This is a genomic window from Enterobacter sp. Taxon_2, from assembly GCF_058355295.1.
In genome coordinates this window covers 3,342,662-3,356,698 of record NZ_CM178024.1, presented here as the reverse complement: position 1 = coordinate 3,356,698, position 14,037 = coordinate 3,342,662, and the positions used below count along the sequence as shown (strand labels likewise).

Genomic DNA, 14,037 nt, shown 5'->3' with positions numbered 1-14,037 from the left:
ATATCAGGCAATCCCCGTGAATAAAGCGTATAGGTTTACCTCAATCACCTCGGCTGTGTTATAATTTGCGACCTTTGAATCCGGGATACAGTAGAGGGATAGCGGTTAGATGAGCGACCTTGCGAGAGAAATTACACCGGTTAACATCGAGGAAGAGCTGAAGAGCTCCTATCTGGACTATGCGATGTCGGTCATTGTTGGCCGTGCGCTGCCGGACGTCCGCGATGGCCTTAAGCCGGTACACCGTCGCGTACTATACGCCATGAACGTATTGGGCAATGACTGGAATAAAGCCTATAAAAAATCTGCCCGCGTCGTCGGTGACGTCATCGGTAAATATCACCCGCATGGTGATACCGCCGTTTATGACACCATCGTTCGTATGGCGCAGCCATTCTCCTTGCGCTACATGCTGGTAGATGGCCAGGGTAACTTTGGTTCAGTCGACGGCGACTCCGCTGCGGCGATGCGTTATACGGAAATCCGTATGTCGAAAATCGCTCATGAGCTGATGGCCGACCTGGAAAAAGAGACCGTTGATTTCGTCGATAACTACGACGGCACCGAGCGCATCCCAGATGTGATGCCCACCAAGATCCCGAACCTGTTGGTTAACGGTTCGTCCGGTATCGCGGTCGGTATGGCAACCAACATTCCGCCGCACAATATCACCGAGGTGATCAACGGCTGCCTGGCCTATATCGACGATGAAGACATCAGCATTGAAGGGCTGATGGAACACATCCCGGGCCCGGACTTCCCGACGGCGGCGATCATCAACGGTCGTCGTGGTATTGAAGAAGCGTACCGCACCGGTCGCGGCAAGATTTACATCCGTGCCCGCGCCGAAGTGGAAGCGGACGCTAAAACCGGCCGTGAAACCATCATTGTTCACGAGATCCCGTATCAGGTGAACAAAGCGCGTCTGATTGAAAAAATCGCCGAGCTGGTAAAAGAAAAACGCGTTGAAGGCATCAGCGCGCTGCGTGACGAGTCTGACAAAGACGGTATGCGCATCGTGATTGAGATTAAACGCGACGCGGTGGGTGAGGTTGTGCTGAACAACCTGTACTCCCAGACTCAGCTTCAGGTCTCCTTCGGTATCAACATGGTTGCACTGCACCATGGTCAGCCGAAGATCATGAACCTGAAAGAGATCCTGAGCGCGTTCGTGCGTCACCGCCGTGAAGTGGTGACCCGCCGTACCATCTTCGAACTGCGCAAAGCGCGCGACCGTGCGCACATCCTTGAAGCGCTGGCGGTTGCGCTGGCCAACATCGATCCGATCATCGAACTGATCCGTCGTGCGCCAACCCCGGCGGAAGCGAAAGCTGCCCTGATTTCCCGTCCGTGGGATCTGGGTAACGTCGCCGCGATGCTGGAACGTGCGGGCGATGACGCAGCGCGTCCTGAGTGGCTGGAACCTGAATTCGGCGTGCGTGACGGTCAGTATTACCTGACTGAACAGCAGGCCCAGGCGATTCTGGATCTGCGTCTGCAGAAACTGACCGGCCTTGAGCATGAAAAACTGCTCGACGAATACAAAGAGCTGCTGGAACAGATTGCTGAGCTGCTGCACATTCTGGGCAGCGCAGAGCGTCTGATGGAAGTGATCCGTGAAGAGCTGGAACTGGTCCGCGATCAGTTCGGCGACGAGCGCCGCACCGAAATCACCGCGAACAGCTCTGATATCAACATTGAAGATCTGATCAACCGCGAAGACGTGGTGGTCACCCTGTCTCACCAGGGCTATGTGAAGTATCAGCCGCTGACCGACTACGAAGCACAGCGTCGTGGCGGTAAAGGCAAGTCTGCGGCACGTATTAAAGAAGAAGACTTTATTGACCGCCTGCTGGTGGCGAACACCCATGACACGATCCTCTGCTTCTCCAGCCGCGGTCGTCTGTACTGGATGAAAGTCTATCAGCTGCCGGAAGCGAGCCGTGGCGCACGTGGTCGTCCAATCGTTAACCTGCTGCCGCTGGAAGCGGACGAACGTATCACCGCCATCCTGCCGGTACGCGAGTACGAAGAGGGCGTGAACGTCTTTATGGCGACCGCCAGCGGCACCGTGAAGAAAACCGCGCTGACCGAGTTCAGTCGTCCGCGTTCTGCCGGTATTATCGCCGTGAACCTGAACGAAGGCGACGAGCTGATCGGTGTGGATCTGACCTCCGGTTCTGATGAAGTGATGCTGTTCTCTGCGGCCGGTAAAGTGGTGCGCTTTAAAGAGAACGCCGTCCGTGCGATGGGTCGTACCGCGACGGGCGTGCGTGGTATCAAGCTGGCTGGCGAAGACAGCGTGGTTTCTCTGATTATTCCGCGCGGTGAAGGGGCTATCCTGACCGTCACGCAGAATGGTTACGGTAAACGTACGGCGGAAGGGGAATACCCGACCAAGTCTCGCGGCACGCAGGGCGTTATCTCTATCAAAGTTACCGAGCGCAACGGTTCCGTTGTGGGCGCGGTGCAGGTGGACGATGCGGACCAGATCATGATGATCACCGATGCCGGTACGCTGGTGCGTACCCGCGTGTCTGAGATCAGCGTGGTAGGGCGTAATACCCAGGGCGTAATCCTCATCCGTACAGCGGAAGATGAGAACGTGGTGGGTCTGCAGCGTGTTGCTGAGCCGGTGGATGATGAAGAGCTCGATTCCATCGACGGTAGCGTTGCGGAAGGCGATGATGATATCGCGCCGGAAGTCGACACTGACGATGACGCAGCGGATGACGCTGACGAGTAATGTCTTCTGATGCAAAAAAGGGCCGGATTCCGGCCCTTTTCTTTTGCACAAGCAGATAAGTCAACGTTGCGACCTGGCGCGTTTACCGCTACCTTAACCACATTCTTTTGACCCCGACGGCGGAGCCTCGCCCCCTTGAAATACCTCGTCTCCTTTCGTACTACGCTGAAAGTCTCTCGCTATCTGTTTCGGGCGCTGGCGCTCTTGCTTTGGCTGCTGGTGGCCCTGTTCTCGGTGTTTTACATCGTTAACGCGCTGCACCAGAAAGAAGCGGAGATCCGCCAGGAGTTTAACTTAAGCTCCGACCAGGCCCAGCGTTACATTCAGCGAACGTCTGACGTGATGAAGGAGCTGAAGTATATTGCCGAAAATCGTCTGACGGCGGAAAACGGCATCCTTGCGCTTCGCGGGCGTGATGACAAAACCGAAGTTCCGGACTTCCAGCCGCTGTTCCCGGACTCCGATTGCTCCACCATGAGCAATTCCTGGCGCGGGTCGCTGGAATCCCTCGCCTGGTTTATGCGCTACTGGCGCGACAATTTCTCCGCCGCCTATGACCTGAACCGCGTCTTCCTGATTGGCAGCGAGAATCTCTGCATGGCTGACTTTGGCCTGCGCGACGTGCCCGTTGAGCGTGACGATGCGCTGAAAAGCCTGCATGAACGTATTGTCAAATACCGCAATGCACCGCAGGACGAGCGCGGCAATAACATCTTCTGGGTGAGCCAGGGCCCGCGTCCGGGCGTGGGCTATTTCTACGCTCTGACGCCGGTGTATCTCGGCAATCGCCTGCAGGCGCTGCTGGGGATTGAGCAGACCATTCGCATGGAAAACTTCTTCACCCCGGGCAGCCTGCCCATGGGCGTGACCATTCTGGATGAAAACGGTCATCAGCTGATCTCGCTTGCCGGACCGGATAACCGGTTAAACGTCGAACCGCACTGGATGCAGGAGCGGTCGTGGTTTGGCTATACCTCGGGTTTCCGCGAACTGGTGCTGAAGAAGAGCCTGCCGCCTTCCTCGCTGAGTATCGTCTATTCGCTGCCGGTGGACATGGTGCTTGAGCGGATACGCATTCTCATCATGAATGCCATTCTGCTGAACCTGATCGCGGGTGGAGCGCTGTTCACCCTGGCGCGCATGTATGAGCGGAAAATCTTTATTCCCGCCGAGAGCGACGCCCAGCGGCTGGAGGAACACGAGCAGTTTAACCGGAAGATTGTCGCCTCGGCGCCGGTGGGGATCTGTATTCTGCGTACCCAGGACGGTACCAACATCCTGAGTAACGAGCTGGCGCATAACTACCTGAACATGCTGACGCATGAAGACCGGCAGAGGCTGACGCAAATTATCTGCGGTCAGCAGGTTAACTTTGTCGACGTGCTTACCAGCACGCACACCAACCTGCAGATTAGCTTTGTCCATTCCCGCTATCGCAATGAAAACGTGGCGATTTGCGTGCTGGTGGATGTCTCCGCGCGCGTGAAAATGGAAGAGTCCTTGCAGGAGATGGCGCAGGCGGCAGAGCAGGCCAGCCAGTCGAAATCCATGTTCCTTGCCACCGTCAGCCACGAGCTGCGAACGCCGCTGTACGGGATCATCGGTAACCTCGACCTGCTGCAGACGAAAGAGCTGCCGAAAGGGGTCGACAGGCTGGTGACGGCGATGAACAACTCCTCCAGCCTGCTGCTGAAAATCATCAGCGATATTCTCGACTTCTCTAAAATTGAGTCTGAGCAGCTGAAAATCGAGCCGCGGGAGTTCTCGCCGCGCGAGGTCATGAACCATATCAGCGCCAACTATCTGCCACTGGTCGTGCGTAAACAGCTGGGGCTCTACTGCTTTATTGAGCCGGATGTGCCACTGACGCTGCACGGCGATCCGATGCGCCTGCAGCAGGTCATCTCTAACCTGCTCAGCAACGCCATTAAATTCACCGATACCGGCTGTATTGTGCTGCACGTCTGCCGGGCGGGGGATTACCTGAGCATTCGCGTGCGCGACACGGGCGTCGGCATCCCGGCGAAGGAAGTGGTTCGTCTGTTCGATCCGTTCTTCCAGGTCGGTACCGGCGTGCAGCGTAACTTCCAGGGAACCGGACTGGGGCTGGCGATTTGTGAGAAGCTCGTCAGCATGATGGACGGTGATATCTCGGTGGATACCGAGCCCGGCATGGGCAGCCAGTTCACCATCCGCATTCCGCTCTATTCGGCGCAGTATCCGGCAAAATCTACGGTAGACGGGCTGAGCGATAAGCGCTGCTGGCTGGCGGTGCATAACGCCTCGCTGAATGACTACCTGACGGCGCTGCTTACCCACAGCGGCGTGAGGGTGTGTCGCTATGAAGGTCAAACGCCGGACGTGGACGATGTGCTGATCGCCGACGAGATGCCAGAACAGCCGTGGCAGGGGAGAGGTTCGGTGCTCTTCTGCCGTCGCCACATCGGCATTCCTGTCGAGCGTGCGCCTGGGGAATGGGTACACAGTGTTGCAACCCCGCACGAGCTGTTGAGCCTGCTGGCGCGCATCTACAAAGTGGAGCTGGAAGAGCGCGATGGCGCGGGCGGATTGCCGTCACCCGAGTCTCTGGCGTCAGTGAATGACGATATGATGATTCTGGTGGTGGATGACCATCCGATTAACCGCCGCCTGCTGGCTGACCAGCTTGGATCGCTGGGCTACCAGTGCAAAACCGCCAATGACGGCGTGGATGCGCTGAACGTGCTGAGTAAGAATCATATTGATATCGTGCTGAGCGACGTCAACATGCCAAACATGGACGGCTACCGTCTGACGCAGCGCATCCGACAGCTTGGCCTGACGCTGCCGGTGGTGGGCGTAACGGCGAACGCGCTGGCGGAAGAGAAGCAGCGCTGTCTGGAGTCAGGCATGGACAGCTGTCTGTCGAAACCGGTGACGCTGGACGTGCTGAAACAGACATTGTCGATTTACGCGGACCGCGTGAGAAAAACGAGAATATAAAAAAGGCCCGCAAGGGCCTTTTAAGCTTTTCACCCTCTCCCGGTGGGAGAGGGGCGGGGTGAGGGCATCAGGCCGCACACCCGTTGAGATCAATCCTTGTCCGTTGCGCTCAGCGTAACGGAGGAGAGATAGTTCAGCAGTGCAATATCGTTGTCCACGCCAAGCTTCATCATCGCTGATTTCTTCTGGCTGCTGATGGTTTTAATGCTGCGGTTCAGCTTCTTGGCAATCTCGGTCACCAGGAAACCTTCAGCGAACAGGCGCAGAACTTCACTCTCCTTCGGCGACAGGCGTTTGTCACCGTAGCCACCCGCGCTGATTTTTTCCAGCAGACGAGAGACGCTCTCAGGCGTGAACTTCTTGCCTTTCTGCAGCGCAGCAAGCGCTTTTGGCAGATCGGTCGGTGCGCCCTGTTTCAGCACAATCCCTTCGATGTCCAGATCCAGTACCGCGCTCAGGATCGCCGGGTTGTTGTTCATGGTCAGAACAATGATCGAGATATCCGGGAAGTGACGTTTAATATATTTGATGAGCGTGATCCCATCACCGTACTTGTCTCCTGGCATGGAGAGATCGGTAATGAGCACGTGTGCATCAAGCTTTGGGAGGTTATTGATCAGTGCTGTAGAGTCTTCAAATTCACCGACTACATTCACCCACTCGATCTGTTCAAGTGATTTGCGAATACCGAACAGTACAATCGGATGGTCATCGGCAATAATTACGTTCATATTGTTCATGTATAAGGCTACCTTGCTACAGCAAGCTTTTGACGTAGGCGTCAATGTCGCTGATGTATTTTTCAATGCCAGAGGCATCTTTCTCACGAATTAGATGTTCCAGCGTTTCACATAACTGCTTGCCGGGAACCAGATTAAGCATGGCAAACACCCCTTTAAGCCGGTGTGCTGTCTGTGCCAGCGCTGCAAAATCATTCGCAGCGGACTCAGTATACAACCGCTTAACATCATCTGGTACTGTATCAACAAAGAGTGAATAGTATCCGCTGGCGTGAAGCTCGGCATTTTCATTGCCGCCTAACGGGGATTCCGCTATCTCTTCCTGCGCCAGCTGCTCTTCTATTAGTTGTAGTACAGCTTCCTGCATCGCATTGCTTATATTAAAGTTGACGCGCAGCTGGCCAGGGCCGATTTTCCGCACGCCTGACTCATCATCGCTTAAAAGCAAGCCGGAGGCAGTAAGATTAGACGGATTATCAGTTAAAAACAGATCAAATTCTTGACTTGCAAGTCTTTCATCCGGCGTGATGCAGGCCGCACCCCAGTTTTCTAACTGGCGAACGACAATATTGCGGATCTCGTTCGAGGTCACATCGACCATCACCACGACATCATCCAGCAGACGTTCTTCATCTTCTTCCTGCGGATTGGCCGCCATTTTCACGTGCAGAGAATAACGGGTGCCGAGGGATTCACGGGCTTTGATATTCAGATGGCCGCCGAGCTTACGCGCCAGCTGATCGCACAGCCAGAAGGTCAGGGCATTGGCCTTGCCGTAGCGATCGCTTTGCGTGTCATTCAGGAACGGGAAGTGCAGATTATCAATTTCACTCGTGGTGACGCCTTCCCCGGTGTCCAGGATGCGGAACGTCAGGCGGTCTTCTGCTGACTCCTCAGTGCCAACTTCGAGGGTGATCTTGCCAATCTGCGTGGTGGTCACGGCGTACTGAATAATCATCAGCAGAATACGCCGCAGCGCTTCACGATCGCCGTGGCGTTCGTCATTCGCAGGGAGATTGTTATTGATCAGCAGCTGCAACCCTTTGCGCTTAATGACGGGCAGCACTTCCGGCACCACTTCATCGATCAGTTCCTGAATGGAGAAGAGGGTTGGCGTACCCTTCCAGAAATCATTCTCCAGCATGTTCGCCAGCTGGATCTCATCAACCATTCTGACCAGCGAATCGGCCTGGCAGGCAAGCTGGTGGCTTTCAGCGGTGTTTAACGCCGCTGCCTGGGTCGCCAGCGTTTTTAACGGCTGCTTGAAGGCATCGCCAATGTTCTGCATGAATGCGGCGCGCCCCTGCTGGTTTTTCTCATACAGTCTTTGTGCCTGCTTGAGCTTTTTATTGACCAGCACTTCGCGATCCTGGTCGCGAATAATGAAGATTTGCGTGCGGGGAGCCACCTGGCTGCGGAACTGACGGATTTCGTACAGTTCATTGTTGATGGTGGCCTGAATCACTCCCTGATGCTGATCCGCCATGGTGGTGATGTTCTGCAGGTTAAGATGCGGTAGCAGATGGTCGGCAATTTTGTTGCTCATCACCGTACGATTCGCCTCCTGGTCGTGAACTAAGACCCCAAGTGGCAGCACGGAAACAATCTCTTCATTCAATGCACGCAATACGCGCAGCTCATTGCTGGTGCCGGCCGGAACCGCAGAGGCGTCGCTCTGACGACCCGACTGGAAACGGAAGGTGCTGTAGCCAAACAGCGCCAGCGCCAGCAGACCGATATTTAACAGCAGAGGCAGCAGGATATTTTGCAGGGTATCGAGCAACAGCGTGCCAAACGGCACCTGCCACACCAGACGCATACCGGTTGAATTCAATGATGAGGCAATTTCGATTTTCGAGCCGTTAAAGGAGATCGATACGCTCTCTGCGGCCTCTTTGTCAGACGCCGCCCGCATGTTCTGGGTGCTGCTGTCGGGCTCCAGACGGAAGCTGTCGAGCGGCATGTCCGGCGGGATTAAATCATTAATCGGTAAATCGAAGGCCACCACCGTCGCCAGGTGTCCTGGCTGGTTGAACGTGGTGCGCAGGGTAAAATAATGACCGTTTTGCCAGGCCAGACGACGCAGGGAAGAGAAGCTCTCACGTTCATCGAGGGCATTCGCCTGCTGTAGCATCTCTGCCCGGCGGGAATCGACGATGCTGCCCACGGTGGTCTCTTTAAATCCGGAAGAGAGATCTTTTAACGGCAGCGTGGAGATCAGGATCATGCTGTTGTCCTGACCGTTCAGATAGTACATCGACCATGGCACCGTTTCGGCACCCCAGAGAGTATCCAGATAGGTCGAAATACGCTGCGTCATCTCAAGCGTCGCGCTGTCGTGAGAGCCAAAAATAAGCGCCTCGGTCTTACGCTGCGGTTTTTCGAGATAGTAGACATCCTGCTTAAGCCGTGTCTCCTGAAGTCCATCTCCGGACGAGGAGGCCGGGGCGGCCGCGATATTGTCGTAAATCTGCCAGGTGGCGTAGCGCCAGGTATCGATGCGCTTATGCACGGCATGGGTGATATCGACGACCTGATAGCTCTTATCCTTCAGCCAGGCGTTAACCGCGCTTTGTACCATCACCCCCATGGTCACTAACAGCACAACGATCAAAAGAAGAAAGAAACGGGTGATGCTCCCGGGAAGGAGGGAAAATTTGCTCGGGGCGGTAGTTTCAGTCTGACTCATTGATATCTTTAACCCGTCATGGTCATGCTCTGTGGCGATAGGGCAGTATAAAGGGTAATAACTGAATTTCCAGCGCCACTGCCCGGGAAAAGGCGACTTTTTCAACGGACAATATGGGCGGCAGGTGACGCACTAAACATGTACAAACACGCCGTGCGCGTACAAATAATAAGTGCGCTTAGCCAGCAAATAGCACGAATTAACAAGAAATTAAGTTTTACATCAATATTTCGCCAGCGAAGGATAGCGGTGAAGATTTAGTTAATAGTCGTTACAGTTTCGGTGCGGTAGCACAAAAAATGAGAAGTTACGTAAAGAAAGGTAAAAAAAAACCGAATGCGAAGCATCCGGCTCAATTAGGGATAAACAGACATTCAAAACTGAATGACGGTAATAAATAAAGTTAATGATGATAGCGAGAGATATTTTAGAGATTAGGTGCGATCTTGTTTTGTCATTCAGTGCTGTAACGATTTTTATTATAACTTATTGATTTTTATGTGTGTTATTTTTCTTTTGATTATAAATGCTAAATTTCTAAGCTATTTGTGCTTTGTAAAAGTTCCTTGATATTTACATTTTGAAACATGTTCATCGATAAATGAAACATCTTCAAAGTTTTCGTATCATATTCGCATTGGATTATTCTGTGATTTTGCGGAGAATGAAATTGCCGACTGGTTAATGAGGGTTAACCAGTAAGCAGTGGCAATTATAAGGCATATAACAGAGGGTTAATAAAATGAAAGTTAAAGTACTGTCCCTCCTGGTACCAGCACTCCTGGTGGCAGGCGCAGCAAATGCGGCCGAAATTTATAACAAAGATGGCAACAAATTAGATCTGTACGGTAAAGTTGATGGTCTGCACTATTTCTCTGACGACAAGGGTAACGACGGCGACAAGACCTACATGCGTCTTGGCTTCAAAGGCGAAACTCAGGTTAACGATCAGCTGACCGGTTACGGCCAGTGGGAATACCAGATCCAGGGCAACACCTCCGAAAGCGAAAATGATGCCTGGACGCGTGTGGCGTTCGCGGGTCTGAAATTCGCTGAGGCGGGTTCTTTCGATTACGGTCGTAACTACGGTGTGATCTACGACGTAACCTCCTGGACTGACGTTCTGCCAGAATTTGGCGGCGATACCTACGGCGCTGACAACTTCCTGCAGTCTCGTGCTAACGGCGTCGCGACCTACCGTAACCAGGACTTCTTTGGTCTGGTGGACGGCCTGAACTTTGCTCTGCAGTATCAGGGTAAAAACGGCAGCGTAAGCGGTGAAAACGTCGGTGGACGCAGCCTGCTGAAACAGAACGGCGACGGCTACGGTGCATCCGTGACCTATAACCTGGGCGAAGGCTTCAGCGTGGGTGGTGCGATGTCCTCCTCCAAACGTACCGCCGACCAGAATGCAGCTGGCGTATACGGTAATGGCGATCACGCAGAAGTCTATTCTGGTGGCCTGAAATACGATGCCAACAACATCTATCTGGCTGCGCAGTACTCTCAGACCTATAACGCAACCCGTTTCGGTACCTCTAACGGCAGCAGCCCGACTACCGCTTACGGCTTCGCTAACAAAGCGCAGAACTTCGAAGTGGTTGCTCAGTACCAGTTCGACTTCGGTCTGCGTCCATCCGTGGCTTACCTGCAGTCTAAAGGCAAAGACATCGAAGGTTACGGCGATCAGGATCTGCTGAAATATGTTGATGTGGGTGCGACCTACTACTTCAACAAAAACATGTCCACCTATGTGGATTACAAAATCAACCTGGTTGATGAAAATGAATTTACCCGTCAGGCGGGTATCGGTACTGACGATATCGTCGCGCTGGGCCTGGTTTACCAGTTCTAATCGCGTCATCGTGTGACGTAAGGGGCCTGATGGCCCCTTTTTTGTGCCTCTCTGATTCTCACAACTCATCCGTTTTGGTGTACTCTTGCCGCCCTGGCATGAGGATAATAATGAATGGACATGACTTTTTTACGCGCCAGCTTTCTGGCTATGCTTTTTTTCCTGACCGCGTGTAACGATCCCACACCCGTGGCGAAAACCGACGCACCCGCCGCGACGGTGCTCGAAGGCAAAACGATGGGGACCTTCTGGCGCGTCAGCGTGATGAACCTCGATAAAACACGCACAGATGAACTTCGCGGCAAAATCCAGTCGCAGCTGGACGCCGACGATCAACTGCTGTCGACCTATAAAAATGACTCCGCGCTGATGCGCTTTAACCTCTCAACCAGCACCTCCCTGTGGCCAGTGAGCGAGGCGATGGCCGATATCGTGACCGAGGCGATGCGCGTGGGTTATAAAACCAACGGCGCGATGGATGTGACCGTCGGACCGCTGGTAAACCTCTGGGGATTTGGCCCGAATAAACAGCCGGTGAAGACGCCCGAACAGGCGGCCATTGATGACGCCCGCGCCCGGACAGGGTTACAGCATCTGACGGTGATCAATCAGTACGGGCAACAGTACCTGCAAAAGGATATCCCCGATCTGTTTGTCGATCTGTCGACGGTCGGGGAAGGCTATGCGGCGGATCATCTTGCTGCGCTGATGGCTCAGGAAGGTATTTCACGTTATCTGGTCTCCGTGGGCGGCGCGCTGGTCAGCCGGGGTATGAACGCCAGCGATAAGCCGTGGCGCGTAGCGATTCAAAAGCCGACCGATCGGCAAAATGCCGTGCAGGCGATAGTGGATATCAACGGACATGGCATCAGTACCTCCGGCAGCTACCGTAACTATTACGAGCTTGAGGGGAAGCGTATTTCGCACGTTATCGATCCGCAGACCGGGCGTCCTATCACGCATAACCTGGTCTCGGTGACGGTCATTGCCCCCACCGCGCTGGAAGCGGATGCCTGGGATACCGGATTAATGGTTCTCGGCCCGGAAAAAGCCAAAGAGGTGGTTCGTCAGGAAGGGCTGGCGGTTTATATGATCACCAAAGAGGGCGACGAGTTCAAAACCTGGAGCTCGCCGCAGTTCAACAGTTTCCTGATCAGCGACAAAAATTAAAAAGCAAGGTTGCGGGTTTTTTATCAGTGGCACTCAGGCACGCTCTATGTATGCTTGTAAGAGGAGCCGATAATGAGAAACTCAACCTTTATTACCGATGAGGATCGCTGGCAGGCCGTGCTGGCCCGCGATCCGATCGCTGACGATCAGTTTGTCTTCGCCGTACAGACCACGGGTATTTTCTGCCGCCCGTCATGCCGTGCCCGCCACGCGCTGCGTAAAAATGTCCGCTTTTATCCTGATGCCCATCATGCCGTACAGGCCGGCTTTCGTCCGTGCAAGCGCTGCATGCCGGACAAACGCGATCCGCAGGCGCAGAAGCTGGCGAAAGTGGAACAGGCCTGCCGTCTTCTGGAGCAGGATCCTGCGCTAACCCTGGAGGGGTTGGCGCAGAAGGTGGCCATGAGTCCTTTCCATTTTCACCGTCTGTTTAAGGCCGTGACCGGCATGACGCCAAAAGCCTGGCAGCAGGCGGCGCGAGGCCAGCGCCTGCGCACCGCGCTTGCACAGGGAGACAAAGTTACCGACGCCGTGCTGGCGGCGGGGTTTCCTGACAGCAGCAGCTATTATCGTAAAGCCAACGATGCGCTGGGCATGACGGCGAAGCAGTACCGTAAAGGAGAGGTGGCCGTGCGGTATGCCATCGATGACTGTTCGTTAGGACGCTGTCTGGTCGCCGAAAGCGAGCGGGGGATCTGCGCGATTCTGCTGGGTGACACCGATGCGGAAGTAACCGCAGAGCTTGCCACGCAATTTCCAAAAGCTACGCACGCGCCGCTGGATGACGCCTTTGTGCAGCGGATCCACCAGGTGATTGCCAGTATTGATAACCGCGATATACCGCTTGCACTGCCGCTGGATATTCGCGGAACCGCGTTCCAGCAGCGCGTCTGGCAGGCCCTTCGCAACATTCCCAGCGGCGAAACGGCAAGTTACCAGCAGGTGGCGCAGGCGATTGGCCAACCCAGTGCGGTACGCGCCGTAGCAGGCGCCTGTGCGGCAAACACGCTGGCGATTGTGATCCCCTGTCATCGCGTGGTTCGTAACGACGGTGCGCTGTCGGGCTACCGCTGGGGGACGGCGCGAAAAGCGCTATTACTGAAACGTGAGGCGAAACGCCAGGAGGGATAATGCTCGATCTTTTTGCGGATGCTGAACCCTGGCAGGAGCCGCTTGCGCCGGGGGCGGTGATCCTACGCCGCTTTGCACTCTCCCGTGCGGCGGCGCTGCTTGCCGGTATCGACGAGGTGACGGCGGTTTCGCCGTTTCGCCATATGGTGACGCCGGGCGGCTACACCATGTCGGTGGCCATGGCCAACTGCGGGGAACTGGGCTGGGCGACGAACGAGCGGGGCTATCTGTATGCCCCGCACGACCCCACGACCGGCCAGCCGTGGCCCCCGATGCCTGCCGTTTTTCAGGCTCTCTGCCACGAGGCTGCCGTGGCGGCGGATTATCCTGACTTTCGCCCTGATGCCTGCCTGATCAACCGCTACGCCGTTGGCGCGAAGCTCTCGCTGCATCAGGACAAGGATGAACCCGATCTGCGCGCGCCTATCGTCTCGGTATCGTTAGGTCTGCCCGCCGTCTTCCAGTTCGGGGGATTACGCCGCAACGATCCGCTCAAACGCATCATGCTGGAACATGGCGATGTGGTGGTGTGGGGCAGGGAATCTCGGCTTTATTATCACGGCATTCAGCCGCTGAAACCCGGGATCCATCCCCTCACGGGCGAGTACCGTTATAACCTGACCTTCCGTCAGGCGGGGATGCGTAAACAAAAATAAGAATTATTCTTGATGTACGCGCCTGGCAGTTTACACTGCTGGCTGATTTTTATTGTCCGGATTGCCTG

At 55.0% G+C, this 14,037-nt stretch carries 8 protein-coding genes; 6 read left to right on the top strand and 2 right to left on the bottom strand.

All coding sequences use genetic code 11. The annotated features are described in order from the left end of the window. The first annotated feature begins 109 nt into the window (after positions 1-109). Positions 110-2,746, top strand: a complete 2,637-nt coding sequence (gene gyrA, locus AC4IC4_RS15915) for a DNA topoisomerase (ATP-hydrolyzing) subunit A (protein ID WP_024908202.1) — start codon at positions 110-112, stop codon at positions 2,744-2,746. A 135-nt stretch (positions 2,747-2,881) separates the two neighbouring features. Continuing rightward, complete coding sequence (gene rcsC, locus AC4IC4_RS15910; RefSeq protein WP_491471495.1) at positions 2,882-5,728, top strand: two-component system sensor histidine kinase RcsC; 2,847 nt, start codon at positions 2,882-2,884, stop codon at positions 5,726-5,728. 89 nt (positions 5,729-5,817) lie between these two features. On the opposite strand, the gene rcsB is transcribed toward rcsC, so the two are convergent. After that, complete coding sequence (gene rcsB, locus AC4IC4_RS15905; protein ID WP_003859405.1) at positions 5,818-6,468, bottom strand: response regulator transcription factor RcsB; 651 nt, start codon at positions 6,466-6,468, stop codon at positions 5,818-5,820. A 16-nt stretch (positions 6,469-6,484) separates the two neighbouring features. Further along, positions 6,485-9,157: a phosphotransferase RcsD gene (gene rcsD / locus AC4IC4_RS15900; RefSeq protein ID WP_090419925.1), complete on the bottom strand. Its 2,673-nt coding sequence runs from the start codon at positions 9,155-9,157 to the stop codon at positions 6,485-6,487. Between the two features lie 742 nt (positions 9,158-9,899). On the opposite strand from rcsD, the gene AC4IC4_RS15895 reads away from it, so the two are divergent. From AC4IC4_RS15895 to alkB, 4 genes are all read left to right on the top strand, one after another. Continuing rightward, positions 9,900-11,012, top strand: a complete 1,113-nt coding sequence (locus AC4IC4_RS15895; RefSeq protein ID WP_491471494.1) for a porin OmpC — start codon at positions 9,900-9,902, stop codon at positions 11,010-11,012. A gap of 150 nt (positions 11,013-11,162) precedes the next feature. Further along, positions 11,163-12,182, top strand: coding sequence for an FAD:protein FMN transferase ApbE (apbE, locus tag AC4IC4_RS15890; RefSeq protein WP_491472836.1), 1,020 nt, complete (start codon positions 11,163-11,165; stop codon positions 12,180-12,182). 72 nt (positions 12,183-12,254) lie between these two features. Then, positions 12,255-13,313: a bifunctional DNA-binding transcriptional regulator/O6-methylguanine-DNA methyltransferase Ada gene (ada, locus tag AC4IC4_RS15885; RefSeq protein WP_491471493.1), complete on the top strand. Its 1,059-nt coding sequence runs from the start codon at positions 12,255-12,257 to the stop codon at positions 13,311-13,313. Beyond that, on the top strand, positions 13,313-13,969 hold the full coding sequence (gene alkB, locus AC4IC4_RS15880; RefSeq protein WP_032646588.1) for a DNA oxidative demethylase AlkB: 657 nt from the start codon (positions 13,313-13,315) through the stop codon (positions 13,967-13,969). Before ada ends, alkB begins: the two co-directional genes overlap by 1 nt. Positions 13,970-14,037 lie beyond the last annotated feature (68 nt).

Bases quoted from the DNA above. Each gene is read 5' to 3' on its own strand.
- apbE (WP_491472836.1), top strand. From the start codon at position 11,163: ATGCTTTTTTTCCTGACCGCGTGTAACGATCCCACACCCGTGGCGAAA.
- ada (WP_491471493.1), top strand. From the start codon at position 12,255: ATGAGAAACTCAACCTTTATTACCGATGAGGATCGCTGGCAGGCCGTG.
- AC4IC4_RS15895 (WP_491471494.1), top strand. From the start codon at position 9,900: ATGAAAGTTAAAGTACTGTCCCTCCTGGTACCAGCACTCCTGGTGGCA.
- gyrA (WP_024908202.1), top strand. From the start codon at position 110: ATGAGCGACCTTGCGAGAGAAATTACACCGGTTAACATCGAGGAAGAG.
- rcsD (WP_090419925.1), bottom strand. From the start codon at position 9,157: ATGAGTCAGACTGAAACTACCGCCCCGAGCAAATTTTCCCTCCTTCCC.
- rcsB (WP_003859405.1), bottom strand. From the start codon at position 6,468: ATGAACAATATGAACGTAATTATTGCCGATGACCATCCGATTGTACTG.
- alkB (WP_032646588.1), top strand. From the start codon at position 13,313: ATGCTCGATCTTTTTGCGGATGCTGAACCCTGGCAGGAGCCGCTTGCG.